The organism is Belliella baltica DSM 15883 (genome assembly GCF_000265405.1).
Lineage (GTDB): Bacteria > Bacteroidota > Bacteroidia > Cytophagales > Cyclobacteriaceae > Belliella > Belliella baltica.
In genome coordinates this window covers 267,835-294,219 of record NC_018010.1, presented here as the reverse complement: position 1 = coordinate 294,219, position 26,385 = coordinate 267,835, and the positions used below count along the sequence as shown (strand labels likewise).

The 26,385-nt window shown below is 38.6% G+C and carries 25 protein-coding genes; 7 read left to right on the top strand and 18 right to left on the bottom strand.

Translation table 11 applies throughout. The annotated features are described in order from the left end of the window. Window position 1: 1 nt before the first annotated feature. The 11 genes from BELBA_RS01365 to BELBA_RS01320 all read right to left on the bottom strand — a co-directional run bounded on the left by BELBA_RS01365 (window position 2) and on the right by BELBA_RS01320 (window position 13,279). Window positions 2-2,173, bottom strand: coding sequence for a TonB-dependent receptor (locus tag BELBA_RS01365; protein ID WP_014770959.1), 2,172 nt, complete (start codon window positions 2,171-2,173; stop codon window positions 2-4). Window positions 2,174-2,260: 87 nt separating this feature from the next. Beyond that, window positions 2,261-2,572, bottom strand: a complete 312-nt coding sequence (locus tag BELBA_RS19220; RefSeq protein ID WP_014770958.1) for a hypothetical protein — start codon at window positions 2,570-2,572, stop codon at window positions 2,261-2,263. Between the two features lie 81 nt (window positions 2,573-2,653). After that, window positions 2,654-4,690: a heavy metal translocating P-type ATPase gene (locus BELBA_RS01360; RefSeq protein ID WP_014770957.1), complete on the bottom strand. Its 2,037-nt coding sequence runs from the start codon at window positions 4,688-4,690 to the stop codon at window positions 2,654-2,656. Window positions 4,691-4,805: 115 nt separating this feature from the next. Further along, complete coding sequence (locus BELBA_RS01355) at window positions 4,806-5,357, bottom strand: ZIP family metal transporter (RefSeq protein WP_014770956.1); 552 nt, start codon at window positions 5,355-5,357, stop codon at window positions 4,806-4,808. A 15-nt stretch (window positions 5,358-5,372) separates the two neighbouring features. Continuing rightward, the gene (locus BELBA_RS01350; RefSeq protein WP_014770955.1) at window positions 5,373-5,552 is read right to left on the bottom strand and encodes a hypothetical protein; all 180 of its coding nucleotides are present in this window, start codon (window positions 5,550-5,552) and stop codon (window positions 5,373-5,375) included. A 58-nt stretch (window positions 5,553-5,610) separates the two neighbouring features. Beyond that, window positions 5,611-5,967 (bottom strand): SpoIIAA family protein, encoded by a 357-nt coding sequence (locus BELBA_RS01345; protein WP_014770954.1) that lies wholly within the window; start codon window positions 5,965-5,967, stop codon window positions 5,611-5,613. Window positions 5,968-6,030: 63 nt separating this feature from the next. Next, window positions 6,031-6,375: a four-helix bundle copper-binding protein gene (locus BELBA_RS01340; RefSeq protein ID WP_014770953.1), complete on the bottom strand. Its 345-nt coding sequence runs from the start codon at window positions 6,373-6,375 to the stop codon at window positions 6,031-6,033. Window positions 6,376-6,669: 294 nt separating this feature from the next. Beyond that, entirely contained in the window at window positions 6,670-7,008 is a 339-nt protein-coding gene (locus BELBA_RS01335; protein WP_014770952.1) for a P-II family nitrogen regulator, read from the bottom strand. A 103-nt stretch (window positions 7,009-7,111) separates the two neighbouring features. Continuing rightward, entirely contained in the window at window positions 7,112-8,335 is a 1,224-nt protein-coding gene (locus BELBA_RS01330) for an efflux RND transporter periplasmic adaptor subunit (protein ID WP_014770951.1), read from the bottom strand. A gap of 16 nt (window positions 8,336-8,351) precedes the next feature. Continuing rightward, window positions 8,352-12,767 (bottom strand): CusA/CzcA family heavy metal efflux RND transporter, encoded by a 4,416-nt coding sequence (locus BELBA_RS01325; RefSeq protein ID WP_014770950.1) that lies wholly within the window; start codon window positions 12,765-12,767, stop codon window positions 8,352-8,354. Window positions 12,768-12,886: 119 nt separating this feature from the next. Then, window positions 12,887-13,279, bottom strand: coding sequence for a hypothetical protein (locus BELBA_RS01320; protein WP_041779176.1), 393 nt, complete (start codon window positions 13,277-13,279; stop codon window positions 12,887-12,889). Window positions 13,280-13,441: 162 nt separating this feature from the next. Between BELBA_RS01320 and BELBA_RS01315 the strand changes: the two genes are divergently transcribed. Then, the gene (locus BELBA_RS01315; protein ID WP_014770852.1) at window positions 13,442-14,680 is read left to right on the top strand and encodes an IS256 family transposase; all 1,239 of its coding nucleotides are present in this window, start codon (window positions 13,442-13,444) and stop codon (window positions 14,678-14,680) included. Window positions 14,681-14,876: 196 nt separating this feature from the next. Here the strand turns inward: BELBA_RS01315 and mobC are convergent, their stop codons facing one another. Next, complete coding sequence (gene mobC, locus BELBA_RS01310) at window positions 14,877-16,547, bottom strand: conjugal transfer protein MobC (protein WP_425358377.1); 1,671 nt, start codon at window positions 16,545-16,547, stop codon at window positions 14,877-14,879. Window positions 16,548-16,715: 168 nt separating this feature from the next. Between mobC and istA the strand changes: the two genes are divergently transcribed. Genes istA through istB form a run of 3 tightly spaced genes read left to right on the top strand, consistent with a single transcriptional unit; the run spans window position 16,716 to window position 19,030 of the window. After that, window positions 16,716-17,705: an IS21 family transposase gene (gene istA, locus BELBA_RS20045; protein ID WP_245531117.1), complete on the top strand. Its 990-nt coding sequence runs from the start codon at window positions 16,716-16,718 to the stop codon at window positions 17,703-17,705. Between the two features lie 23 nt (window positions 17,706-17,728). Then, window positions 17,729-18,271: a Mu transposase domain-containing protein gene (locus tag BELBA_RS20040; protein ID WP_245531116.1), complete on the top strand. Its 543-nt coding sequence runs from the start codon at window positions 17,729-17,731 to the stop codon at window positions 18,269-18,271. Between the two features lie 15 nt (window positions 18,272-18,286). Further along, complete coding sequence (istB, locus tag BELBA_RS01300; protein ID WP_014770947.1) at window positions 18,287-19,030, top strand: IS21-like element helper ATPase IstB; 744 nt, start codon at window positions 18,287-18,289, stop codon at window positions 19,028-19,030. Between the two features lie 21 nt (window positions 19,031-19,051). Here istB and BELBA_RS01295 read toward each other — a convergent pair whose 3' ends face one another. Next, complete coding sequence (locus BELBA_RS01295) at window positions 19,052-19,903, bottom strand: gluzincin family metallopeptidase (protein ID WP_014770946.1); 852 nt, start codon at window positions 19,901-19,903, stop codon at window positions 19,052-19,054. Between the two features lie 152 nt (window positions 19,904-20,055). Between BELBA_RS01295 and BELBA_RS01290 the strand changes: the two genes are divergently transcribed. Both BELBA_RS01290 and BELBA_RS01285 read left to right on the top strand, forming a co-directional pair. Further along, window positions 20,056-21,312, top strand: a complete 1,257-nt coding sequence (locus BELBA_RS01290; RefSeq protein WP_014770945.1) for an alkaline phosphatase family protein — start codon at window positions 20,056-20,058, stop codon at window positions 21,310-21,312. Beyond that, entirely contained in the window at window positions 21,302-21,706 is a 405-nt protein-coding gene (locus BELBA_RS01285) for a group III truncated hemoglobin (RefSeq protein WP_014770944.1), read from the top strand. The genes BELBA_RS01290 and BELBA_RS01285 overlap by 11 nt, the downstream gene beginning before the upstream one ends. Window positions 21,707-21,794: 88 nt before the next feature. Here BELBA_RS01285 and BELBA_RS01280 read toward each other — a convergent pair whose 3' ends face one another. From BELBA_RS01280 to BELBA_RS01265, 4 genes are all read right to left on the bottom strand, one after another. Further along, entirely contained in the window at window positions 21,795-22,412 is a 618-nt protein-coding gene (locus BELBA_RS01280; RefSeq protein WP_014770943.1) for an NADPH-dependent F420 reductase, read from the bottom strand. Between the two features lie 372 nt (window positions 22,413-22,784). Then, window positions 22,785-23,384 (bottom strand): hypothetical protein, encoded by a 600-nt coding sequence (locus tag BELBA_RS01275; protein ID WP_014770942.1) that lies wholly within the window; start codon window positions 23,382-23,384, stop codon window positions 22,785-22,787. A gap of 135 nt (window positions 23,385-23,519) precedes the next feature. Then, complete coding sequence (locus BELBA_RS01270; protein WP_014770941.1) at window positions 23,520-23,861, bottom strand: hypothetical protein; 342 nt, start codon at window positions 23,859-23,861, stop codon at window positions 23,520-23,522. A gap of 69 nt (window positions 23,862-23,930) precedes the next feature. Further along, complete coding sequence (locus BELBA_RS01265; protein ID WP_014770940.1) at window positions 23,931-24,560, bottom strand: Uma2 family endonuclease; 630 nt, start codon at window positions 24,558-24,560, stop codon at window positions 23,931-23,933. A gap of 142 nt (window positions 24,561-24,702) precedes the next feature. On the opposite strand from BELBA_RS01265, the gene BELBA_RS01260 reads away from it, so the two are divergent. Next, on the top strand, window positions 24,703-25,557 hold the full coding sequence (locus tag BELBA_RS01260; protein ID WP_014770939.1) for an alpha/beta hydrolase: 855 nt from the start codon (window positions 24,703-24,705) through the stop codon (window positions 25,555-25,557). A gap of 139 nt (window positions 25,558-25,696) precedes the next feature. On the opposite strand, the gene BELBA_RS01255 is transcribed toward BELBA_RS01260, so the two are convergent. Continuing rightward, complete coding sequence (locus tag BELBA_RS01255) at window positions 25,697-26,251, bottom strand: REP-associated tyrosine transposase (protein ID WP_014770938.1); 555 nt, start codon at window positions 26,249-26,251, stop codon at window positions 25,697-25,699. Between the last annotated feature and the right edge of the window lie 134 nt (window positions 26,252-26,385).

Here is a 26,385-nt window from a genome sequence, read left to right as displayed (position 1 = left end):
TTTAAAGCTTGAATTTTATTCCTCCGTTAATCACAAATCCGTCCAAAGGTGCATAAATGTCTTTAAAAACCGGATTGGTTATTGTTCCTGTATAAATGCTACCAAAGCGTGTTTGTCGGGTGTCAAGGAAGTTTTCAAAGTTGATGTACAGAGAAAATCTTTCCCAAATCTTTTCAGCCATAAATCCGGTAATAAAGTAACCTTCGCCCGTAGTTCCATTATTCAGTTTTTGAGGACTGAAGTAATAGGCTTCCAGACCAACTTTCCATTTGTCTTCTATTTCATACATCAGGATGGAATTAATGCGGTGTTTTGGCGTTAAAGGACTTTCTACAGTCGTTCCATTTTGGTTTAATCGAGCATCTGTATAAGTGTATCCCAAAAATAATTTCAAATCATCGTAACCAATTTTAATATTGGTTTCTGTTCCTTTGGTATGGATGTAGCCCGGAGAATTAACGAACTGATACAGATTTGCCGAGGAATTTTCAAGTAACAAAGGATTATCCAAATAGGTGTAAAAGAATAATTGGTTTATGCTAAATGACCAATCTTCTCCAATATAGGTGCGGTAATTGATGTCTGCATTTGCTCCATAACTTTTTTCCAATTTATTGGTCTTGTCGTCAATAGGCATTACATTTTGATATTGTAAGCGTTCACTTTCTTCTGTAAAAATGGTTGGTGTTTTATACCCAAATCCACCTCCAATACGTGAAGTCAATCCGTTTGCAATCTTAAACAATGCCGATACTCTTGGTAAAAATACAGCTCCGTAATCTATCACGTAATCCGTTCTTAAACCTGCTTCTAATTGAAGCCAATCAGTAGCCTTAAAAGAATTTTGAACGAAAGCTCCGAATGTGTTTTGGCTGTAATCCCTCAACGGAAATGCAGTAATCTGCTTTTCTTTAAAATTGTCCGTCCAAATATTAACCCCTGCTACCCATTCCGATTTTTCTGTACTGTTGGTGTAGTTGGCTTCGGTAAAACTTGCGGTTTGTGTTCCCTCAAACTGATAGCTTGGAATGGTTGTATTTCGATTAAAATAACTCACGCTATTTTTAATTTGAAAAGAACTTTTTTCATTAATTAAGTGGTCGAAAACAAATTGAGTGGAATAGCGTTGTGTTTTATTTTCCTCAAAATATTGGTTTGTATTATCTCCGTTTCCTTTAATGTAAAGCATATCACCTCCCAAACGGTTTTCGATAGTTGTATTGACACCGAAATTCATTTTTGTTTTATCATTGAAATAAACAAACAATTTAGGGTTCAGTACAAAACGTTCAAATTTTGGAATGGCAGAAAAACCAATTTTTGCAGGGTCGTAAGCGCCGTTTCTATTATGCGAAGCAAATATGGTTGTTCCGATTTTCTTAAACTTCTGTCCGTAAAAACCGTTGATGTCTAAACCTCCGCCTGATGTTCCGTTTAAATGAAAACGCAAATCCCTTTCTTCCGTTGGTGTCTTGGAAATCAGGTTTACCAAACCTGCTATTGCTCCACCACCATACAGCGTAGATGTAGAACCTTTGATAACTTCAACCTGCTTTAAGTCAAGCGGTGGAATTTGCAACAAACCTAATCCGCTTGAAGCACCCGAAAAAATAGGGAAGCCGTCTTTCAAGATTTGCGTATATCTTCCGTCAAGTCCTTGAATACGGATACTTGCATTGGCACTGGTAGGCGAAGTGGTTTGTACGTGAATACCTGTACTTTCCGCCAAAAGCATACGAATATCTCCTGGTTTCATATTACCTTTTTCGCCCAATTCTTCACTTCCGATAAATTCAATACGAGTAGGAATATTTTGTATGCTCCTTGTACTTCTTGTAGAAGATATAACCACTTCATCCAACTCCTCTGAACTTTCTTTGAGTAAGATTTCAATAACGCTGGTGTCCTTTAATGGAAATTCCAATGTATCAATACGTTCATTAAAGCCTACGTAACTAAAATGTATTTCCTGTACACCGTCAGGAACATTTACTATTATGATTTGACCGTTTTCGTTTGATGTAGCGGCAAGCGAGGTTCCTTTTATAGATGCCGTCACACCAATCAAAGGATCTTTGTTTTCACTGTTTCTAATAACAGCATTTAAATTGTTTTGTGCAAATACACAGAGATTTAGTGTCATAAAAAATGACATAAAGAGTATTTTTTTCATTATATGAAAAATTATTAATGTTTGAAAAATAAGAATTGACGGTTTGTAGCACCGCAATTTGTTATTGTGCCGAAGGCACTAAAAACATTAATTAATCTTAGGCGGTTGCCAAATGGAAGAGAGGAAGTCTGAAACAGCTGACGTAGTTATTACACTTAATTTCTTTTCAGGTTGTTGGGCAGAATTTGTCGTTAAAGCATAAAAAGAAGTAATTACAAATCCGGTACAAGTATTGCATTTAGAAAAAGGCGAGCAACATTCCATACCGCAACCGTCGCTATCTTCTTCCTGACTATTTGTTGTTTGATGTATGACGTCAAAGCATTTATCTTCCATAAAGCCTGGCAAGGTCGATAAGACCAAGACTATTAATGCTAATATGAATGATAAATGCTTCATTTTACAAATATATTAAAAACTACGTTACAACTTCTCCCTCAATTAAAATCACTCCCTATTTTTCATAAATTGACTTGTCCGTTAAAATTTCATCCGTTGTATGCGTACAGCGTTTAAAATTGCCAATAATGCAACTCCCACATCAGCAAAAACGGCTTCCCACATTGTAGCCAAACCACCTGCTCCCAGAACTAATACAATTCCTTTTACTACAAATGCCAAAGTGATATTCTGCCAAACAATTTTCTTAGTTTGTTTACCGATATTGATTGCCATTGGTATTTTACTCGGCTTATCGTCCTGAATAACCACATCAGCAGTTTCTATGGTGGCATCGCTTCCTAGACCGCCCATTGCAATTCCTACATCGCTCAAAGCTACTACTGGTGCGTCGTTCACTCCATCGCCTACGAATGCTACGGTTTCGTTTTGGGCTTTTATTTCTTTTACTTTATTTACTTTGTCTTCGGGTAATAAATCGCCAAAGGCATTATTAATTCCTAATTTATCGGCAACAAATTTTACTACGGTGCTTTTGTCTCCGCTTAGCATTGTGGTTTTTACGCCTAATGCTTTCAGTTTGTCAATTGTAAGCTGTGCATCTTCTTTGATGCTGTCTGCAATGGTAATATATCCTGCAAATTTTCCATCGTAAGCAATGGCAATTAAGGTATAAACAATTGTGGCTGGGTCTAAATCATATTTGATGTTAAATTGATCCAGCAACTTAAAATTCCCTACCAATAATTCTTTTCCGTTTACATTGGCTTTCAAACCGTGACCTGCAATTTCTTCGGTATTATCTAACCTTATTGAGTTATCAATTTCGCCTACGTATTGATGAATAGCGGTCGCGACCGGATGTGTACTTTGGCTTTCTAAAGCGTTGACCATTTTCAGGATTTCATCTTTATTAAATTCAGATTTTAATACCACTTCTTGTACCTTGAAAACGCCCTCGGTCATTGTACCCGTTTTGTCCATCACTACGTTTTTAATATCGGCAATGGCATCTAAAAAGTTGCTTCCTTTAAACAAAATTCCATTTTTGGAAGCTGCTCCAATTCCACCAAAATAACCCAAAGGAATACTGATAACCAAAGCACAAGGACAAGAAATAACCAAAAACACCAATGCTCTGTACAACCACTGACTAAATACATAATCGCTCACAAAAAAATAAGGAATTATGGTAATTAGCACTGCCAACAATACAACAATCGGTGTGTATATTTTTGCGAATTTTCGAATGAATAATTCTGTTGGTGCTTTTTGTGCAGTGGCATTTTGTACCAATTCCAAAATTTTAGAAAGTTTGCTATCAGTATAAGCAGTCGTTACTTTTACCTGTGCAACGGTCGTTAAATTTATCATTCCCGCCAATACGGTTTCACCTTTGGTTTTGGTGTCGGGCTTACTTTCTCCTGTTAGTGCTGCTGTATTGAATGAAGCGGTTTCGGATAATAATTCTCCATCTAGTCCTAATTTTTCTCCGGGTTTTAATTGAATTATATTGCCAATACTTGCGGTTTCTGCTTTTATGGTCTTAGCTTGATTATTTTCTAAAATAGTTACTTCATCTGGTCTTTGATCGAGCAACGTTTTAATGTTAGCTTTCGCTCTTGTTACTGCCAAAGTCTGGAATACTTCGCCAACGGCATAAAACAACATTACAGCAACACCCTCAGGGTATTCGCCAATGGCAAAAGCTCCGATGGTGGCAATACTCATCAATAAAAATTCTGAAAACACATCGCCTTTTCTGATGCTTTCAAATGCTTCTTTAATTACGGGTAATCCAACAGGTGCATACGCTACTGCATACCAAACAATTCTTACCCAACCTGTAAACCAAGATTGAGGAAACCAATTATCGAAAGCAATGGCTATTATCAATAATACGAAACTGATGATAGCAGGTAAAAACATTTGAAAGGTAGATTTATCGGTACTTCCGTGGTTATGACCGTCATCATCGGTGTGTTCGTGGTTGTGTCCATCATCGTCGTGATGTTTTTCCAATAGCATTTTAGCATCGGCATCGGTATATATTTTTTCTTCTTGAGGTGTGCAACAAAGCTGTTTGCCTTGTGCATCATATTTATGTTTGTGTTCCATTATAGTAATCTTTTAGTAGTTTGTTTATAGGATAAATATTCTTGTCCGTGTTGTTTTTCTAAAAATTCTTCTTCTAATCTTATCTGAATTTGGATAACAATATAAGTGGATAGCATCAGGAAAAATGTAATTGCATTGGGCAGTATGAAAAATATTCCGGTAACGCTATATACGTGAACGTTTTCAATTTGGTGATGCTTTTCTTCCTGAAAGCAGTAGCTGTGGCTAATCCGAGAGAAAATAGCTCAATTCCGATAGCAAGGGTAAGTAATAAACCTTCCTTACTACCAACTGAAAAGGCAATACCCACCAGCAATCCATCTATGAAAATATCAATGGCTACGCCTACAAAAAGGGTAGCCGGAAAGTTATTTTCCTCAGTTCGTTCAGTTTTAGCCGCTAATTTTTTGATGATTGATTTTATAACCAGCATCAAAACCACACCTACAACAAAGCCTGAAATAATTTGAATGGGGCGATGAATTCGGATAACATCTGGCAATAATTCAACGGCTACAACAGAAAACACCACACCTGCGGCAAAATGTAAAACTGTGCTTTCTACGCCCTTGCTAAGCCGAAAGAAAATCGCAGCTAATCCCCCTAATAAAACCAAACCCAGAGGTATCAAGCCAATCAATAAAGAATGTTCTATAGATTTCAACATATTATTTAAATGTTACTATCCTTCTAAATCAAAGAACCATTCCTCTGCTTGTTTAATACCTTCTTTTAAAGCATCTTCTTTGGAAATACTTTTTTCTGTTAATAATTTGCCTGCAATTTCCAATGCTTTTTCCTTGACGGCTGGTTTTAAGTCCGCTAAATTTGACTGGTTATCATCAAATGCATCTTGATTCATATTTTTCGCTTTTTAGGTATCAGATACGGATTAATTGTGGTTTGAACTTATTTAAGTATTATGATTTAATCCACGCTAATGCTGTGTCTCTTTCTTCCGAATCAAAATATTTTATCTCTGCATTGGTAAAAGGCCTCATAAAAATAGCCATCCATTCCTGCCATTTCTTTTCGCCAACCATTGCTATTTTCTCAAAGTCATTTGCATGTTTAAGGTCAAACTTAGCATCCTGCCAAAATGCTTTCAGTTCCCAACCCTTAAAGTTCTCCATTTCAAAATACCACCGAAGCTTGTTATAATTCCCAAGCCTGTTTGTCAAAATAGGAAGAAGGATATTATAATCTGAAGTTGCCAATTTTTCAATGGCTTTCGTGGCAATTACGTTGCCTTCAGTTTGTTCTAATATTTGTATCATCGTGATTTTTCTTATCCGCTTAATAAAAAAGTATGCGCTGTTGCGCATACCCACTATAAGTTCCTAATCAATTTTAACATTACCATGATGCTCATGGCAAGCATCTGCACATTCTTTGCAAGCCTGAGCACATTTTTTGCAATGTTCATGGTCATGCTTTCCACACTCCTCGGCGCACATACGACAAGCTTTTTCGCAGATAGCCAAAAATTCATGCGAAATTTCTGACCCTCTTTGCAATAAGCGGGCACTAAGCATGCAGATATCTGCGCAGTCAATATCCATTGGGATGCATTTTTCCATCATTGCGCCATGTGCTTCTTTAAAACCTTGTGCCGCACAATTTTCACAAGCTAAGGCGCAGTTCAGTAATTTCTGAATTAATGCCTGATGATTTTGATTTTTCATAATTTTATTTATTAGATATATGTAGATTTATTTCTACCAAGGTTAAAAAATGTTTATTCTTCTTCGCTGTTTTCATCTTAGATAGCAAATCATATGTCCTTTTTAAAACAATGTATAGTTCACATACAACTTATTTAGCAGTGTTTGTGGCATCATCGACTTGCCGTACTATGTCTTTTTCTCGAAGGTCTTTCATAGTTTTATTTGAAAGCAATCATGTAAAACTTTTAGAAATATTTCTCAATGCTGACAGGTCTTAAAGCTGATTTCTCCTTAAACGAACTTATCTGTTCCTTAAAAAGAATTAAGTTTTAGCGATTCCCCCGTTTTAATCTGGAAGGCATCTTCCACGTTCGAGATATAAATAATCCCGTCTCCAGGCTCGTTGGTTTTTCCATTTTCCATAATTAGTTCAATTGCAGCTTGCGCTTCTTCGTTTTGGCATACCAGCTCCAATTTAACCACAGGGCTATCTGTAACGTGAAAGTCCAAAGAGGGCTTTGCTCCCTTGGCTTTAAATGCACCTGTGCCTTCCGATTGGGATAAGGTCATGCTTTTAAAGCCGTTGTCGGTAAGAGCCTCAATTATTTTTTGAATTCTATTCGGTTTTACGAACGCTTTTATTTCTTTCATATCTGTATGTTTTTAATTCATTTTAACACTTTGCACCAAGCCCCCGAGAATAACAAAGCCTTCGAATGCAGTATTAGAGGCTGGCATAAAAGTTTTAAGTTTATTAGTGTCCGTGTTCCAATTCGCCTTTTACCATTTCTGATGAAAGTGTGTATGCCCCTTTTGTTACAACTTTAGCGTCCTGTTTTACGTCTGTAGGAAGATTGACTTCAACAAAACCTAAATCAGTAATACCAACCGTTACGGGTATCATTTTGAATTTCATTTTGCCCGCTTCCATTTCTTCATCTTCATCTTCATCCAAAATGAAAATGAAGGATTGCTCGCCTTCTTTTATGATGGCAGCTTCAGGAATAGCGAAACCTTTTTTCTCGCCCTGCACTATTCGCCCTTCCACGTACATACCTGGCAATAGGTTTTTATCCTTGTTTTCTATATCTGCCAAAACTTCCAAAGCTTTTGGGTCGGTGTTGAAAGTTTTGCCTATAGATCGAACAGTTGCTTTAAGCAGTTCATCTGGGTGCGAGGCCGTGGAAAAATATATCTGTTGTCCTTTCTGGATTTGCTTTATGTCCTTTTCATAGACTTTGAAGTTTACATAAATTTTTGAATTATCGCTTATCGAGAACATTTTGGATTGTTGTGCCACGTAATCGCCAAGGCTAATCATTACTTCATCCACATAACCACTTATGGCTGTGGTAATGGGAACAGCAGAATATATCTGTCCTTCCGCCACTTTGTCCGGGTTAATTCCCAACAGTCTCAATTGGGACCGCAAACCATTGACGCTGGATGTGGTAGCACGAAATTTTGATTGAGCCATTTGAAATTCCTTTCCCGAAGAAACGCCTTTGTCATAAAGCGTCTGCTTGCGTTCAAAATCCTGTTTCAAAAAGACCAGTTCATCATTTTTTTCCTGATAATCCTGTTGCATTGCAATGATATCCGGGTGTTCTATATATGCCAGCACTTGACCTTTGCTTACGTTATCTCCGGGTATTACTTTTATGGCACTCACATTTCCACCAATAAACGGGCTTATGTTCGCCTTGTCCTGCGGGAAAAGCTCCACCGTTCCTGTTACCTTAATGTTGTTCCCTAAATTGCGTTCCTCCAAAGGTTTCATTTCCAAACCTATGGTTTCGGCCTGTTGCTTTGTGAGTTCCACCACGCCTTCTTCTTCGCCGTGTGCATCTTCTCCACCTGCTTCGGTTTTTGATACCCCTTCGGCTTCATTATGCCCAAGTTCAGATTTTTGGGCATCATTACAACTCATAAACATAAGTGTAAATAATACGGTACTTACTAATAGTATATTCTTCATTTTTCTTTTTTTAAGGTTATAAATTGCCCAATTGATATTGCATATCAATGGTCTGCTGGTTAAACTGATTGATGTACTGTAAATGGTTTTGTTTAATACGGATGGCACTGTTGAGAATCGTGATGTAATTGACATAATCTATTTCGCCTTCCTTGGATGCCAATTGCGCTGTGGTAATTTGTTGTTCTGCCAACAATAGTGCGCCTTCTTCGTAATATTGCAAAATCTTCTTTGTTTTTTCAAGGGATTTGGCCAATTGCGACACGCGACTTTCTGTAACAGCCTTTTGCTCCAAATACTGATTCTCTGCTACCATTGCGTCTGCCTTGGCCGCCTTTACCCTTGACTTCTGGGGAAAAAACCACAACGGAATACTAATACCTGCCTGATAGGTGTAGAAGCCTGAAACATCATCCACAACCTGTCTGCCATACGATAAACTGAATTTCGGCAGGAATTGTGATTTCTCAACACCTACGTTTGCCTTGCTTACTTCGGCATTTTGCAACGCATATTGAAGCAAAGGATTATTGTCTACGGAAGCCGAGTCCAAAGTGGCCAAAAAATCCATCGGTTCATAGGTTTGACCAACCGTTTCAATTTCTTGTTCGATGCCCAAATATTGTTTCAATGCCCTTTTTGCGATTTCTATATCATCATAGGCTTGTTGCCTTAAGACTTGAATCTGCTGATATTCGGAAGAGGCGGCAATAAATTCCAGTTTGCCCGTTTCCCCGGTATCATAGCGAAGTTGGGCAGCAGTCTTAAAATTGACATAAATACTGTCCAATTGGTCTGCAAAACGCAACTGTGCCTTGTAATAATTAATTTGGTCATACGCCTGCATCACATTACGCACCAATTGTTGTTCACTGGCCACATAAAACTTTTCTCCCAAGGCAATACGCTCTTTGTAAAACTTCGATTTTGAAAACCCGGAAAGCAAATCAATGTTGCCCTGTTGCACACCAACGGTTGTCTGCACTCCAGAAAGATTATTTCCATATTCTTCTTTGCCAGTGAAAACTTGAGTGCTACCAAGGTCAAAACTCGTTCCCTTTAGTGCCTTTTCCCGTTCAATAAATGCCTGACTCTCCTTAAGCGATGGATAATTCTGCTTTGCCATCGCAATAGCCTCATCTACAGTCAAGGTTTTTGGAATTGTGCCATTTGGACTGGTGTTTTGGGCAATAGCAGTTCCCGAAGCCATCAAACCACCAACCATCAATAGTACGGTTACAATGTTCGTGGATTTGTTGATGTAGCTTACATCTCCACCAGTATTGTTTCGTTCCTTTCTCGATTCAAGCCAAAAATAAAGAATAGGTATAACCACCAAGGTCAGAAATGTTGCCGTAAGCATTCCACCAATGACTACTGTTGCCAAGGGGCGCTGTACTTCTGCACCACCAGAGGTGGAAACCGCCATGGGTATAAAACCCATAATTGTTGTAATGGCTGTTAATAAAATTGGACGTAAACGTTCATGTGTAGCTTCGTATATACGTTTTTTTATATCTGTCATTCCACTGTCTTTTAGTTCATTGAATTTGTTTATGAGTATGAGTCCGTTTAATACGGCAACTCCGAAGAGCACGATAAACCCGACTCCCGCAGAAATACTGAAAGGCATTCCACGAATCAACAAGACGAAAACGCCACCAATGGCTGCCAAAGGCACTGCCATATAGATCATCATAGCTTGTTTAAATGAATTCAAAGCAAAGTAGAGCAGAACAAATATTGTTAATAGAACTATTGGGACTACAATCATCAATCGGTCTGAAGCACGTTGAAGGTTTTCGAAAGAACCTCCGTAGGTTACAAAATAACCTGGTGGCAGTTTCACGTCCGTTTCCAATTTTTGTTGAATTTCCTCGACCATCGATTTTACATCGCGTCCACGAACATTGACCCCTACCGAAATACGACGGGAGGTATTGTCCCTTGAAATCTGCATCGGACCTGGCTTATAGCTGATATCTGCAACCTCCTTTAAAGGTACTTGTGCACCGTTTGGCAGGTCTATGAAAAGGTTTTTTAAGCTATTGATGTCTTGTCGATATTCCTCTGCCAAACGAATGACCACATCGAATCGTTTTTCCCCTTCAAAAATGACTCCTGCCTGTTCTCCAGAAAATGAAGCACTTACATAATCATTCAGCTTGTCAACGGTTACACCGTATTGTGCCATTTTTGCCCGGTTATACACCACTGTCATTTGTGGCAAACCGCTTGTAGCTTCTACATTGAGGTCAGCCGCTCCGGGAACGGTTCTGATGACCGCTGCGATTTCCTGTACCTTGTCTGCCAAAACGCCTAAATCTTCTCCGTACAGTTTGATTGCCACGTCCTCACGAACCCCTGTAAGCAATTCATTAAAACGAAGTTCTACAGGTTGGGTAAACACGAAATTTACGCCGGGAACTACTGAAATTTTTTCCTGTATTTTTTCTATCAGTTCTTCTTTACTATCTGCGGAAGTCCATTTACTCTTATCTTTTTCAAGAATAATATAACTATCGGCAATATCCATAGGCATCGGGTCTGTCGGTATTTCGGCCACACCAATCCTAGAAACTACTGTTTTTACTTCCGGAAACTCATTGATTAACTTCTGAAGTTTCTCTGAAGCCTCAATAGATTCTGTAAGACTGCTCCCCGGTTTTATCAATGCTTGAAATGCAATATCGCCTTCATCAAATTTAGGGACAAATTCTGCTCCCATATTGCTGAAAATAAATCCTGAAATCAAAAGCAAGGAAACCGCGCCTATAACCACACCTGCCCGAAAGCGAAGTGCAAAATTTAATATAGGCAGATAGATACGATTCAGAACATCCATAATTTTATCACTGAACCTATCAATCTTGTTTTCAAACTTGGCGAACCAACTATTTTGATTTTTAGCAGGTTTTAAAAATAATGATGACATCATTGGCACGTAGGTAAGACAAAGGATAATCGCTCCTAAAACGGCAAAACCAAATGTAAATGCCATTGGCCGGAACATTTTCCCTTCCACACCGGTCAAAAAAAGAATCGGTGTAAAAACTATAAGAACAATTAGTTGACCGAAGAAGGCAGAATTCATCATTTTACTTGAAGAATCATAGGCGATTTCATCCATTTCAGCTTGGTTGATGGCGGTTGTGGATTTTTTCATCCGTTGATGAATGTGGAAAACCGCTCCTTCCACGATAATCACCGCTCCATCTACAATAATTCCAAAATCGATCGCACCCAAGGACATTAAATTTGCCCAAATGCCAAATTGTTTCATCAAAATAAATGCAAATAATAGACATAAAGGGATTATCGAAGCTGCTATCAAGCCACCACGGAAGCTTCCCAAAAGTAAGACCAAAACAAATATGACGATTAGGGCTCCTTCTATTAGATTGTTTTTAACGGTACTTGTGGTTGCCTCAATAAGTTCACTTCGGCTTAAAAAAGCATCAATATAAACACCTTCCGGCAGGGATTTTTGAATTTCTACAATACGCTTTTCCACATTTTCAATCACGTCGCCTGGGCTTTCGCCTTTCAGCATTAAAATTTGTCCACCAACAGTTTCGTGTCCATCTTGGGTAAACGCACCATAACGCACTTGATTACCATAGCCTACTTTTTCCGCGACATCACGTATTAAAACCGGGCTTCCATTTTGTGTGGTTACAACCGTGTTTTCCAAATCGGCAATACTTCGTGCCAGCCCTTCGCCACGGATAAAATTGGCTTGGTGGTTTTTTTCGATATAAGCTCCACCAGTATTGGCATTGTTCACTTTAAGGGCCTCAAAAACCTGATTCATTGTAATGCCAAAACTTTTTAGTTTATCAGGATTTATGGCAACTTCGTATTGTTTTACATAGCCTCCAAAGGCATTGACCTCAACGACTCCGGGGACTAGTGCCATTTGGCGTTTAACAATCCAATCTTGGATGGTACGAAGCTCCATTGCGTCATATTTGTCTTCATAGCCTTCTTTTACTTTTAAGGTATATTGAAAAATTTCGCCCAGACCTGTTGTTATGGGTGCCATAAAAGGTGTGCCGAAACCTTCAGGGATTTCTCCAGCAACTTCGGTCAATTTTTCCTGTACCAATTGCCTTGGCAGATAGGTTCCAGCCTCATCCTTAAAGACAATGGTAACCACCGAAAGACCAAAACGGGACACCGAACGCAGTTCGATAACGTCTGGCAGATTTGCCATTGCCAATTCCACAGGGTAGGTAACAAATTGTTCTATATCTTCTGTCCCCAAGTTAGGGGCCACGGTTATTACCTGTACTTGGTTGTTTGTTATGTCGGGTACAGAACCCAAGTTTATAGTAGCCATAGACCAAATGCCCGTACCAACCAATGCCACTATAAATAAGCCAATAATAAATTTATTATTGATGGAAAATGAAATGATTTTGTTAATCATAGAAAATGTATTAATTCAGTTTAAAACTTACGATGCGAATAGGTGCAACGTATTTATAAAGCAATGCTTACCTTGAGAAGCATTACGTTAGGATATAGCTATCCTTAAAAAAAACTGAATTATACTTGAGGGGGTTGGAAAAGGGATTCCAGATATCTGGAATTGAAGCTGAATGAATGTAAATTAAACTGCTTTGCCTCTGCTAACTTTGATTGCTTGAGTAGTGTAGCATCCGTATTTGCGATAAATACTATAGGATGACAGGCAGCGTGGTGGGAATGAAAAGGGGCATCCTTGTTATCCGTATTATTATGATGCTTTGAATTGTTTGCCTCTTTATCTACGTAATCCTCTATTACATATTCATAAAATGAATCTCCATAGACTTTATGTTCTTCATAATGTGTGAAAAAAGAAGAGATTTTAAGAATTTGCTCACAAACATCAAAATTCGCACTAATTCCTTGGAAAAAGAGCAGAGTGACCAATGCGATGTGAACAAATTTTTTCATACAGTAATGCAAAGGTATAGATTTTTTTATAAATATGGTTGCAATGACATAAATTTCTATTTAAAAATATCAATCACATACTGTTCAAACATGTTGGAAACCAGATTTTTAATAAAGAGTGTGAGACTGTTCATTTAAGTGTGTCTGCTAACTTTACACAAGATGAACAAGAAAAAGACAATTGAGGATTTATTAAATGATCCAAAGATGAGTGACCGTCTAAAAGAGCGGTTATACAGCAAGAAGGGCTTGCTGGGCAAAGAGAGCCCCTTTAGTGAGATTTTACAACAAATGGTGAATACCATGCTTGAGGGAGAGATTGAGAGTTTTCTATTAGAAGAGCGGGCCTCTGGCCATGTTAATAAGCGTAATGGCAGGACTCCCAAGCGAGTGGTGAGCGATGCCGGTTTTCTGGATATTTCTACTCCCAGAGACCGTAATGGAGACTTTGAGCCCGAACTGGTAGGCAAACGTGAACGTGAACTGAGCAGCGGCCTTGATGATCAGATACTGGCGCTGTATGCGCAGGGTAATTCAGTGGAAGACGTAAGACGTCTGCTGGAGGAGATTTACGGGGTGAGTATCTCAGCAGGCCGTATCTCCCAGATTACCGATAAGGTGCTCCCTGAGATTCAGGAATGGCGTACAAGAAGCCTTCAAAGCTTTTATCCCATCGTGTACCTGGATGCCATACACTTCAAAGTACGCCAGGAGGGCAAATACATCAGTAGCGCCTTCTATACAGTATATTCGGTGGATTGGGAAGGGAATAGGGACGTATTAGGTCTTTACATCAACTCGGGCGGAGAAGGAGCTAAAAAATGGGGCCTGGTAATGGAAGATCTTAAATCAAGAGGAGTAGCCGATATTTTGGTGGTCTGCACGGATGATCTACAGGGATTTTCCGAACAGATTCAGGAAGTGTTCCCTGCTTCAGTTGTCCAAAAGTGCATTGTTCATCAAATGAGGAATTCGCTGAAATATGTGGATGAAGCTGATAAGAAGGCTTTAATAAAGGACTTACGTCAGGTATACACCTCCACCACTGAAGAAGGTGCGAAAACAGCATTGTCAGCCTTTGAAGCCACATGGGGCAAGAAATATAAGTATATAGTACGGCAATGGCGTGACAACTGGACTGAGCTGATGGCATTCCTGGATTTTCCTGTAGGGATGCGGAAGATGATCTATACAACAAATCCGGTAGAGGCCCTACATCGGATCATGCGAAAACTGATAAAAAGCAAAGCTGCATGGGCATCGGAAACAGCACTGTTAAAGCAGCTCTATTTATCGATCAGTCGGAACGAAAAGTCATGGAAGAAAAATGCAAGGGGATGGACTTCCATCCAGCGTGAAATCATGGAGCTGTACCCGGATAGGGTGCCACAAAAAAACTGAATTTTCAGCCTACTGTCTTAGTTGCCTTAAGGCAACTAAGACAGTAGGCTGAAAGAAAGATTAAACCTTAGACACAGTTTAATGAACTATTCCAAGAGTGTTGTCATATTTATTCCCTTTGCACATTATAAACTCACAATTAACTTAATGGACAAATTTACGCTTTAAGTTTAATTACTCAGATTACTTACAGTATTTATTCCTGTTGCACCAAATGTTGCAAATCAGGGTCATTTTTTATTCGCTCCAATTCCGTTGCAATAATTAGAACGATGTCTTTTTTTATCTGGCGATAATTGCTTTCGATTTCTTGTTTCATTTTATCTTCGCCCTGCTCATCTATAAAAGATAAAATCTCTGGTATTTTTTGATACACTTTAGTTTCTGCGGCAACTTTTTCATTGTCCACAACAATTTCAGCGTGAAATATTTTTTGTTCGATACGTTCATCAAAGTTATCGGATACAGACCCCACAAACATACCTTGTGTTAGTGTTGAAATTTTGGAAGCTGGAATAAGACTATCTAATTGTGTAGAAATGGAAGTTGACGTATCATTTCGGTTGATTGATATACTTTGACGCTTTTGCAATACTTTCCCGAACCTTTCCGAAAGGCTCTTTGCAGTTTCGCCAACTACCTGGCCCGAAAATATATTGCCCACAGTGTTTTGGATAACCTTTGCTTCTTTATCGCCATAATCCCTTATCAATTGCGAAAAATCTTGAAAGCCTAAACAAACTGCCACCTTATTACTTCGGGCAGTTGCAATAAGATTATCTAATCCACGAAAATAAATAGTGGGCAACTCATCAATAATAACAGAACTCTTTAATTGCCCTTTTTTATTAATGAGTTTGACAATCCTTGAATTATACAATCCCAAAGCTGCCGAATAAATATTTTGACGGTCGGGATTGTTTCCAACACAAAGGATTTTCGGTTCTTTGGGATTGTTGATGTCCAGTGAAAAATCATCGCCAGTCATTACCCAATACAATTGTGGCGAAATCATTCTTGATAAAGGAATTTTTGCTGATGCAATCTGCCCCTGTAATTGGTCTTGTGCACCACTTTGCCACGCATCCATAAACGGCGAAAGATAATTTTCTAGATCAGGATATGAAGTAAGGATAGTGAATACATCCGAATACTTCTTGTTCAGTAATTCAATGGCGTGTGGAAAGGTGCAGTATTTCCCATTATCATAGATTTTGAGATACCAGATAATTGCTGCTAACAAAATAATTGGACTTTCCACAAAGAAATCGCCCTGCTTTTGTATCCAGCTTCGGTTGAGGTTCAGCATTATGGTATATGCTGCTTCGTAAGCGTCAGAGATGTCCGTCATAAAATCTGGATTGAGTGGATTACATCGGTGGCTCTTTCTCGGGTCGTCAAAGTTGATGACGTAAAATTTGGGTTGAACTTTGTACTTATCGCCGTGTTTCAAAAGATGGTTATAAGCAATAGTAGAAAGGTCGTCAAACTTGAAATCGTAGATGTACATTGAGAACCCTTTCTCAATCTGTTGCTTGATATAGTTGTTTACGATAGCATACGATTTTCCGGAACCTGGCGTTCCTAAAACAATGGTTGCCCGAAAAGGATTGACGATGTTTATCCAGCCGTTATTCCATTTGTTTTTGTAATAAAATTTTGTGGGAAGATTGACAGAATATTCATTTTCCATCAATTTGGTTTCCTGCTGAAAACTTTCGTTTTCGTTATTGAAAACATCTTCCATAAGGTTAGTACGGAGCAATCGGCTCATCCATACACCTGCCATCAGCAAGGCGATATAACCTAACGAAATAGTAAGGATATACAGGAATGTACCTATTCCCGGAGATAGCTTTAGCTGCAAAAAATGATGAAGTTGACCCCCTTCTGACGATTTAAATTGACCCCCAGCTGGTGATTCAAATTGACCCCCGGCTGGTGATGTAAATTGACCCCCGTCAAAAGTTATTTTTCTGGAATGGAATAAGAGGCTTTTAAGTCCTGTTAGGAGTGCAAACAATTAAGCATTCCCATGGCCAATCGCACTCTTACCATGAACAAGATCAAACAAATTTTACGAGGCCATTTTGAAGGCCATGGCTCCAAGCAGCTCAGCAAATTGACGGGAGTCTCCCGCAATACTGTCAAGTCCTATCTTAAAAGATTTCAACAAACAGGCCTTTCCTTTGAAGAGGTTAATCAGCTTTCCGATGAAGGTTTAGCTGAATTAATATTAGGTCCACCAGCCCCTGTGCAGCAAAGTGACAGGCTGGAAGTATTACTTCCTTTATTGCCTGGGATCGTTAAGAAGTTGCGAATAAAAGGCATGACACGTCAGCGTCTCTGGGAAGAATACCGACAGAAGCATCCTGACGGTTTTCAGGCCAGCCAGTTCCGCAAACATATTCGGCAATACGTGGGTAAGCAGGGGCTAACGATGCATTTTGAGCACCTAGCCGGAGATAAAGTATTCATCGACTATGCGGGTAAAAAGCTCTATGTCACTGATCCCGATACAGGGGAGCATTTTCCTGTAGAGGTATTTGTGGCTACGCTGGGCTGTACTCAATACACTTATGTGGAAGCCACTTACACCCAGAAGAAACCCGACTTCATCGGAAGCTGCACAAGGATGCTGGAGTTCTTCGGCGGGGTTCCAAGGGTAATCGTGCCTGACAACCTCCGGTCTGCAGTTACCAAAGGCAGCAAATACTCTCCAGTCCTGAACGAGACCTTTGAAACCTTTGCTGAGCATTACAACACCACTATCATTCCGGCAAGACCGCGTCAGCCAAGAGAAAAGTCTCTGGTCGAAGGTGCTGTAAGACTGGTATATCAGCGGATTTATGTAGCTCTTCAGGGAAAGGTGTTTTTATCCTTAGAAAGCCTTAATGAAGCACTTGTTCCTTTGGTATCCAACTACAATGACTATGCACTCAGAGGTGAGGAAAGTCGCAGGGAACAGTTGAGACACTTGAGCGGAACAGTCTGCTGGCACTTCCCGAACTTCCTTATCAGCTGATGAGTGTCAAAGTGTGCACTGTAATGAAAAACACCCACATATGTCTTGGGGAGGATAAACACTACTACAGTGTTCCCCATCAGTATATGGGAAAGAAAGTCAAAGTCCTTTTCAATGATGACCAGGTAGAGATCTTTTACAAGTATCATCCTATAGCCAAACACAAACGCGATAAAAGGAAGCATAAGTACACGACACTAAGGGATCATCTGGCCGGAAACCAGAAGTATGTATCCGATTGGAGTTATGAATTCTTTGTAAGTGAAGGCAATAAGATCAGCAAGGAGGTAGGGAAATTCCTATCCAGCCTGATGGAATCTATTCCCCATCCGGAGCAAGGTTATAGATCCTGCTCCGGAATCCTTCATCTTGCCCGTAAAGTGGGTTCACAGCGGATCACTGGAGCCTGCAAAAGAGCGTCAGAGTATGGTGTTTACACCTATCCTATGATTGAACAGATCCTTTCCAAAAATTTAGACGCAATCAGTTTTTCCGATGAACAGCTGGATGAGTCTTCCCAGATGCCCAAACACCACAACATCCGTGGCAACAGATACTTCAGTTAACAAACACCAATTCCAATGATACAAGAAACAATTGAAAAAATGAGAAAAATGAAGCTTTACGGCATGTCACGAAGCTTCAGTCATGCCACAGAATCCGGCTCTCTGTCATCCCTTACACCGGATGAACTGATTAGTCTGCTCGTGGAAAACGAATGGGATGACCGTCAAAACCGCAGGATGGATCGAAGCCTTCGTGGTGCACGTTTCCGATACAAAGCCACTGTCGAGGAACTGGATTTTCGTCCCGGGCGTGAACTGGACAAAAATCAACTATTGAGACTCGCAGACGGAGCATACATCCACAAAGGAGAAAACATTCTGATGACAGGAAGTACAGGCACAGGTAAGAGTTATCTTGCCTGTGCCTTGGGCAATCAGGCTTGTAGCAAGGGACACAAAGTCCTTTATGCGAATACGACTAAGTTGCTTACCCAACTGAAAATGGCTAAGGCTGATGGATCTTCTATCAAAGAGATGCTCAAACTCGAAAAACTTGATGTGTTGATACTCGATGACTTTGGGATACAACCCCTGGATGTTCAGAGCAGAATGTTGCTGATGGAGATTATAGAGGACCGACATGGTAAAAAGTCCACCATCATCACTTCGCAGTTACCGGTCAGTGCATGGTATGAAATAATCGGAGATCAAACTCTTGCAGATGCTATTTTGGACAGAATTGTGCACGATGCTCACCGGATAGAACTAAAGGGAGAATCCCTGAGAAGAAAACGTAATATTAATCCCGAAAAACAATAACTTTAACGCGATGTAAGTCCACTATTCCTGACCAAAAAAACTACTTAACTCCGGGGGGTCACTTTGCAGCGCTGATAGGGGGTCACTTTGACCGCTATATGCAGCATACTGAAGAAAAGGCATGATGCTTGGGTTTTGCAAAGTAAAAACCCATTTCCCTTCTTCCCCCGCCGCCTTCGCATCTTCAGCAGCAGCATCTATCTGTCCTTGTGGGAGACCGGCTAGGTCTGCTTCATTGTCAATAACTAATTTGAAAGCATTGGTTTCTGCCAATAGATTTTGTCCAAATTGTAAAGTAAGAGATGATAATCTGCTGTTGATTTCTCTAAGCTTTTCTTTGTCAGGTTCATTCAAATTTGCTCCATTTCTTACAAAAGATTTGTAAGTTTTCTCAAGAAGCATCTGCTGCTCTGCATTTAGTCCAAGTTCATCTTTTTTGTCCCAAACTGCTTTTACTCTTGCAAATAACTTTTCGTTCAAAGAAATATTGTCACTATGTGCAGAAAGCTCGGGAGCCATTTCTTTCGCAATAGCTTGAATTTCTTCATTCGTATTTGCAGAATTAAGATTTCCAAACACGCGAGAAACTTTCCCAAGAAGATCTCCAGAATATTCCATCGCCTCGATGGTGTTTTGGAATGTTGGTTCTTCTGAATTGTTGACAATAGCATCAATTTCAGCCTGCTGCTGCGTGATGCCTTCTCTCAAAGCAGGAGCGAAGTGCTCGTTTTTGATTTTGTCAAAAGGAGAGACTTCAAAAGGCGTATCGTAGGCCTCAAAGAATGGATTCATAGCTTCTGTTTTTTCGTCTGCTGAGCCACAAGCATAAAGCAAAGTGGCAGTTGCGGCTAGCGCAAGAATTGTTTTTTTCATAGGTGATAATATTTGGGTTACCTGAACAAATATATAAAAATTTAGCCTCCAATGAATCTGGAGTTTTTTGGATACAAATCTATATTTATACAAATGGATTGTCTTCCGAAAAAGCAAAGTATATCTTTGTAATTCAATAGATATTCTAAGAAATGATAAGAATTAGCTTTGTTTTTCGATGGATAGCAGGTGTGATTTTTTTCTGTTGCCATGCGAATGCTCAAGAAAAAGAGCCTTATGTGATTCTCATCTCCTTGGATGGATATAGGTATGATTATACTGAGCGATTTCAGCCAGAAAATCTTTTGAGATTTATCGAAAAAGGAACGTCGGCTGATTTTATGATTCCTTCTTTTCCTACTAAGACATTTCCAAACCATTACAGCATTGCGACTGGGATGAAGCCAGAAAATCATGGTTTGGTCAATAATGCTTTTTATGATTCTTGGAAAAAAATGGTTTATAACATCAGAGAAAGAGATATTGTGGAGGATGGCTATTGGTATGGCGGTACACCACTTTGGGTACTTGCCGAGCAAAATGGAATGAAAGCTGCGAGTTATTTTTTTGTAGGTTCTGAGGCAGATGTGCAAGGTGTAAGGCCAAGTTATTATCATAATTATGATGCAGGAATTTCAAATCTAACAAGGATTTCTAAGGTTTTTGAATGGCTTAATCTGCCCGAGGAGGATAGGCCAAGATTGATTACGCTATATTTTTCTGACATGGATGAAGTTGGACATGCTTATGGGCCGAATAATGATGAACAATTATCCAAGAGAATAAGGAAATTGGATCATCAGTTTGGAGCACTATTTGAAGGTTTAGAAAGTTTTGATTTGGATATTCAAGTCTTCATCGTTTCTGATCACGGAATGGTCAATGTGCCCAATCAAAATCTGCTCAATTTGGATCATATTACTGAAGGGATAGCAGCCAAAGTTGTCAATAACGGAGCAATGGCACATCTGTATTTGGAGAATCCACTTGATGTAGAAGAAGCATTCATCAAGCTTTCTCAAAAAGAAGGTCCATTTAACGTAGTTAAAGTGAAGGATAAGCAATATTATAAAAATGTTTCAACTTATGAAGATCGACTTGGGGATATCTTGATTATGCCTGATTTAGGATTTTATCTCGGAACTACTCCTGATATAGTGAAATATCAAAATCGATCTGGACTGTTGCAAACGGATGTTTTTGGCGAACATGGTTTTAGTCCAGAATACAAAGAAATGGGGGCAATCTTCTATGCCAAAGGATCAAAAATTAAAGAGGGAAAAACAATTAAAGCATTTCAAAATATTCATATTTACCCATTGATAGCACATATTTTGGGTTTACAAGTTCCACAGGATATTGATGGAGATTTTGAAGTTTTAGAAAAGATATTGAAAGATGATTATTGAGAAAAAAGCAATAGAAAGTAGGGTGGAGGTTTCTCTTTTGGTAAGGAGTTTTTATTCAAAAGTGAGATTACATGATGAATTGGGGCCGATTTTCAATGGGATTGTTGAGGATTGGGAACATCACTTAGAGAGATTGACTGATTTTTGGGAAATGGTTTTACTCCACACTGGTCCAGGAGCAGGGAAGTTTAATCCCGTTCCCGTTCACAAGGAAGTGGATAACCATGTTAATCAAACAATTGAACAGAGGCATTTTGGGAATTGGCTAGAACTTTGGTTTGAGACAATTAATTCAAATTTTGAAGGGGAGGTTGCTGATTATGCCAAGAATCATGCACGTAAAATGGCTCACATCTTATTTTTCAAAATTTTGGAAGGGAGAGGGCACCAATAGTTTTTAAAATTTTGAGTAAAAAAAGCGACCAAACACCTTTTGAAAGATTTCTGATCGCAATTAAGTAGTAGTTTGAGTCGGTTAATATTTATACTGAAATCAATTTAAAATGATAATCAGTTTGTTCTCTTTTTGTAAAGGATATTTCTCTTCTTAAATGATAAAAGGCCTCTAAGAGCAGTGCACTTTCGATTTTTCCAGCGTCAATAGCTTTGAAACCTATAAGTTCAATTAACTTTTTTACACGTAACTTATCATCGCCTTCTTCACCACAGTAATATGTTTCTTTAATCATCCCCAACATATCTGATTTTGGGTAGTCTAACCCAAGGTTATTGAAAGCTTTATAAATCAAAGGCTCACCACCAATACTCTCTTGGATAAAAGTTGTATTACAGTAAAAGTATTTATTGTATGCACTATTTGTACAATCAATCAATAACTTTCCTTTAAGATTAACTTTTTTTAAAGCTTCACAGACATTTACTAAGTTGTCATTGTCACAACAAATCATGATGATATCAGATTGTTCTATTGCTTCTTGGTATCCAAAAACTTTATCTAAATACATGTTTAGGATTTTCCACTCTACATCTTTTGCCTCGAATCCTTGACGCACTCCAAAGACAACCTTGGCACCTGTAGATAAATATTTATTACCCAAGGTACTCGCCAATTTTGTTCCTCCTATTATTCCTAAATTCATACGCAATAGTTTTTTCGCCGGGTGACGATGGTTCAATTTTAAGCTGGAATTCGAGTAAAATTTGGGTGCTTTTGATAAATTAAAATTGTCATAATTTTACTCGAAAGGACTGAAAATTAGAAAGAAAATGAGTATTAGCAAAATAAAATACTGAAAAAAAACAATAAAATACATGAAATACGATAGTTGCTATTTGAAATTCATTAAAACATACTTAAAATTCTGAGTGACACTTTTTGAAAATGATGTAATCGATTGTTTATAAGAGAATTGGTAGAGGATGAGAATGTTTTTGTCTAAAAAAACTCAACAAATGTATCTGCAAAATGCCGACTAATTTGTTGAGTTTTATATTTTTTGTTGGCAGCGTTTTTACTCACATGTTACTTTGGGATTGAAAGAAAAATACATTCCGTTCGGGTTGTCTTTCCACACCCATACATGCAATTGGTAATTATCAAATGGTATGCCGTCTGGGTTGCCCGGTACAAAATCAAAAGCTATTTCCCCAAGCATCGGCACACCGTCACCTTCCCAAAGATCAGCCATGATAATATATTCTACCGCTACAAGTTTTAAATTCCCATTTTGCATCGGTTCATATACTAGAGCTTCTGGAATTAAGTGATTCATTTGCCCATCTACTTCGTCAGAATTGACATAGTGATAACCCATAGCACCCCATTCCGAATGGGATACGCAATGCGATCCTAATTCATAGCCTGTTTCCATAGCGGATTCGATTTTGTGAAATTTCGATGTGGCTTGTTTGATTTCTGCCAAAATTTGATTCTGTGCATTTTTTCTCAAGTTTTCACCTCCATTTTCTTCAATAGCTAATTCTCCTTTTTGGAGTTCTGACAATTTGCTATTGAGATCATCGGCATCTTGCATAGCACAGTGGCTAAAAAGCATAAGTGACAGTATTGATAAAACTGTCATTAGACGGACTTTAAAGTTCGATTTTTTCATAATGTTATAGAGTTTAGTATGTAATAAAAATCGAATAAATTCGTAAAATCACCTTCACTCTTTTGGGTGAAATCTATCTGGAATTCATTTAATTGATAAATTTCTTAAATGTTTATGGAGAAAGATATTGAGAAGTTAATTGCGACTATTGATCGTTGTGATGTTTATTTCTGGTATTGATTTAAAAAAAATAGAAGCGTCATTGGGTACAGGTTTGTAAAGATCTGCTTCTTTTCCGGTTAGACTGAAAATTAAATAAACTGGAATAGGCTCTTGTTGGACTGTTTTATATGATTCGGGGAGGTTTACTGGATAATAAAGGTTGTTTTCATATTGGATTATAAATTGGTAACTACCTCTAGTTGCTACATTGATAACTACTTCTGCATTTCCTTTTTTTAAAATTCCATTATCCTCTACGCAAGAACCCAAAAAGATGCAAATCAATATAAGTAAAAAGAGAGAAATGTTTTTCATAATAAACTAGACGAAAAAGAAAGTTGAAACGCTACAATACTAGATTATTTCCTTTTACTGAAAGAAATACTATAACAGATTTTCAAAAACTTCTGTCAAATCCAACTCAAATCCTTCTATTGCTTTAGATTTGACGATATCACCCATGGTCAAAATCCTGGAAGTGCTGTACTTACTCTCTACCAAAGTATAAATGACCAAAGTGCATTCATTAGGGTGGATAACCCAATATTCTTTCACTCCTGATTCTTCGTAAACTTCGTACTTGTTTTGAAGTTCCTTTTTATTATTGCCAGGAGAAAGGATTTCCACGACTAAATCCGGTGCTCCAATGCAGCCTAGTTCATCAATCTTTGCAGGATCACAGATTACACATATATCCGGTTGCACAACGGTGTTGATATCTTCATGTTTTTTGGACTTTACTGGTAGCCTAACATCAAAAGGAGCAATAAATGCTTCACATTGCTTACCTTTTAGAAAATTGAAAAAGGCCGAAAATACTATGCCAGCAACCCTCTGATGATTAACTCTCGGTGCAGCTGCTTGCTTGAAGATTTTGCCTTTGATCAGCTCAACCATCTCTTCCATCTGCCAAGTCAGGTAGTCAGCATAAGTATAGTTGCCACCTGCCTGACCGGTAGGTAGGTAATCTGTCGATGGTTCTTCAACTTTATTTTTTAAATCCTGCTTGTCCATAAAGTAAAAATACTGATTATAAGGCGAAAAGGAAATATTTTACGTTGCATAAGCACGAGTTTTTGCATTATAAAGTTTATAAAATTTCATATCTAAGGTCTTTATACTGCACGCCTTCGTATATTCATCTTAAATATCTATTATGCAATTTTACAAGCGTTATTTACTTTTCATAATTCTTTCTATCGCTACTTTTTCCTGCTCTTTCAAAGGAATTAATAGGAGTAAAGAAATCACTTACATGGAAAATGGGTTTTTGGAAAACCTGCCAGAGAAGCATTTGAATGTTTTTGCACCTAAAAAGGCAGATGGGACGAATCCGGTTTTAATTTTCATACATGGAGGAAGCTGGGATTCCGGCAATAAGGACATCTATAATTTCTTTGGGGCAAGATTAGCAAGGAAAGGGATAGTACCTGTGGTCATCGATTATCCCCTTAGTCCAGATTATCAAGTACACGACATGGCCAAAGCATCCGCGCAAGCAGTGAAGTGGACAAACGAAAATATCCAAGATTATGGAGGTGATTCCAATAGGATTTTCGTCTCAGGACATTCTGCTGGAGGACATTTGGCGAGTTTGATTTCAGTGAGAGATGAATATTTTGATACTTTGGGTGTGGAAAATCCAATCAAAGGAACAATCTTAATTGACGCAGCGGGTTTGGATATGTATTGGTTTTTGAAAGAAATGAATTATGAACCAGGGACGAAATACCTCCAAGCTTTCACGGATGATCCCCAAGTGTGGAAAGATACTTCTCCAGTTTACTTTTTGGACGAAAAAGATCCGCCCATGCTGATCATGATGGGAGGGAAAACACTTAACAGCATTGAAAAGACTACTGAAAGGTTATTGAAGGAATACAAAAGGATAGAGACAGAACCCAAATTCTACCTTCAAAAAAACAAGAAACACGCCCCCATGATCATCCAATTTATCTACACTCCAAACAAGGCATATAAATGGATTGAAGATTTTATGGAGGGGAAGTGATTGGCTGAAAGTTGAAGGCATGGTTACATCTAGTAATGGTTCAAGTTTTTGGGCTTGGACCAAATCCATTACAGTCTTCAGACTGTGGAAAATGCAGTCTGAAGACTGTAATAATAATAGTCCAAGACTAAGTCTTGAACTATTCCACCAATATCACATCCATTAGCCTATCCGGCAACCCGGCATAATTGGCAGCACTGCTGTATAGATATTCTTCGGGAGACAGTACGATTCCCGCTTCCACAGGATTTTGATGGATGTAATTTAAACATCTTGTCAATTTATCGTTTGTATTCAGCTCAATAGGATGGCTGTGCTGCTGCCAAACTTGGAAGTTTTGGTTATTGGGATTAAATCTTCCTGCTTTCCCAAAATGCCAGAGTAAAAAATCTTTCCTGCTTTCTTGAGAATTGATCTGTATCTCTTCTATTATCTTGACAGAAGTGAATTTCTTTATGTCTCGGACAATTCCTTCAATTGGTTGATCTCCATTTCTTCCTATGATAAGATGTGCATGGCTTGACATGACACAATATGCACACAAATCCAATCCTTTGTTTTTTTGACAATATCTGATGGAGTCTAACAATATATCCCGATAAATCCTTCTGGTAAACAAGTCAATCCATTCAACGATGGTAAAGGTGACAAAATAAAGCTTGTCCTGATCTCGGATTTTATATTTTCTACTCATGGGGTAAAAAGTTTTGGTTCAAAAGTGTATTTGAATTTAGGCTTTTGGGTCGCTATTGTCAATAGGTTGCTAGTTATAATTTGGTGGGAATGGTTCAATGTTGTTTGGTTCAAGTCTTCAGACTTGGACCATCT

Excerpts from the sequence above, each read along its gene's own strand:
- BELBA_RS01265 (WP_014770940.1), bottom strand. The coding sequence starts at position 24,560 with ATGGACAAGCAGGATTTAAAAAATAAAGTTGAAGAACCATCGACAGAT.
- BELBA_RS01355 (WP_014770956.1), bottom strand. The coding sequence starts at position 5,357 with ATGTTGAAATCTATAGAACATTCTTTATTGATTGGCTTGATACCTCTG.
- BELBA_RS19220 (WP_014770958.1), bottom strand. The coding sequence starts at position 2,572 with ATGAAGCATTTATCATTCATATTAGCATTAATAGTCTTGGTCTTATCG.
- istA (WP_245531117.1), top strand. The coding sequence starts at position 16,716 with ATGGCCAATCGCACTCTTACCATGAACAAGATCAAACAAATTTTACGA.
- BELBA_RS01290 (WP_014770945.1), top strand. The coding sequence starts at position 20,056 with ATGATAAGAATTAGCTTTGTTTTTCGATGGATAGCAGGTGTGATTTTT.
- BELBA_RS01330 (WP_014770951.1), bottom strand. The coding sequence starts at position 8,335 with ATGAAGAATATACTATTAGTAAGTACCGTATTATTTACACTTATGTTT.
- BELBA_RS01295 (WP_014770946.1), bottom strand. The coding sequence starts at position 19,903 with ATGAAAAAAACAATTCTTGCGCTAGCCGCAACTGCCACTTTGCTTTAT.
- BELBA_RS01255 (WP_014770938.1), bottom strand. The coding sequence starts at position 26,251 with ATGAGTAGAAAATATAAAATCCGAGATCAGGACAAGCTTTATTTTGTC.
- BELBA_RS01365 (WP_014770959.1), bottom strand. The coding sequence starts at position 2,173 with ATGAAAAAAATACTCTTTATGTCATTTTTTATGACACTAAATCTCTGT.
- BELBA_RS01360 (WP_014770957.1), bottom strand. The coding sequence starts at position 4,690 with ATGGAACACAAACATAAATATGATGCACAAGGCAAACAGCTTTGTTGC.
- BELBA_RS01285 (WP_014770944.1), top strand. The coding sequence starts at position 21,302 with ATGATTATTGAGAAAAAAGCAATAGAAAGTAGGGTGGAGGTTTCTCTT.
- BELBA_RS01340 (WP_014770953.1), bottom strand. The coding sequence starts at position 6,375 with ATGAAAAATCAAAATCATCAGGCATTAATTCAGAAATTACTGAACTGC.
- BELBA_RS01280 (WP_014770943.1), bottom strand. The coding sequence starts at position 22,412 with ATGAATTTAGGAATAATAGGAGGAACAAAATTGGCGAGTACCTTGGGT.
- BELBA_RS01260 (WP_014770939.1), top strand. The coding sequence starts at position 24,703 with ATGCAATTTTACAAGCGTTATTTACTTTTCATAATTCTTTCTATCGCT.
- BELBA_RS01270 (WP_014770941.1), bottom strand. The coding sequence starts at position 23,861 with ATGAAAAACATTTCTCTCTTTTTACTTATATTGATTTGCATCTTTTTG.
- BELBA_RS01325 (WP_014770950.1), bottom strand. The coding sequence starts at position 12,767 with ATGATTAACAAAATCATTTCATTTTCCATCAATAATAAATTTATTATT.
- BELBA_RS01335 (WP_014770952.1), bottom strand. The coding sequence starts at position 7,008 with ATGAAAGAAATAAAAGCGTTCGTAAAACCGAATAGAATTCAAAAAATA.
- BELBA_RS01315 (WP_014770852.1), top strand. The coding sequence starts at position 13,442 with ATGAACAAGAAAAAGACAATTGAGGATTTATTAAATGATCCAAAGATG.
- BELBA_RS01350 (WP_014770955.1), bottom strand. The coding sequence starts at position 5,552 with ATGAATCAAGATGCATTTGATGATAACCAGTCAAATTTAGCGGACTTA.
- istB (WP_014770947.1), top strand. The coding sequence starts at position 18,287 with ATGATACAAGAAACAATTGAAAAAATGAGAAAAATGAAGCTTTACGGC.
- BELBA_RS01320 (WP_041779176.1), bottom strand. The coding sequence starts at position 13,279 with ATGAAAAAATTTGTTCACATCGCATTGGTCACTCTGCTCTTTTTCCAA.
- BELBA_RS01345 (WP_014770954.1), bottom strand. The coding sequence starts at position 5,967 with ATGATACAAATATTAGAACAAACTGAAGGCAACGTAATTGCCACGAAA.
- BELBA_RS01275 (WP_014770942.1), bottom strand. The coding sequence starts at position 23,384 with ATGAAAAAATCGAACTTTAAAGTCCGTCTAATGACAGTTTTATCAATA.
- BELBA_RS20040 (WP_245531116.1), top strand. The coding sequence starts at position 17,729 with ATGAAAAACACCCACATATGTCTTGGGGAGGATAAACACTACTACAGT.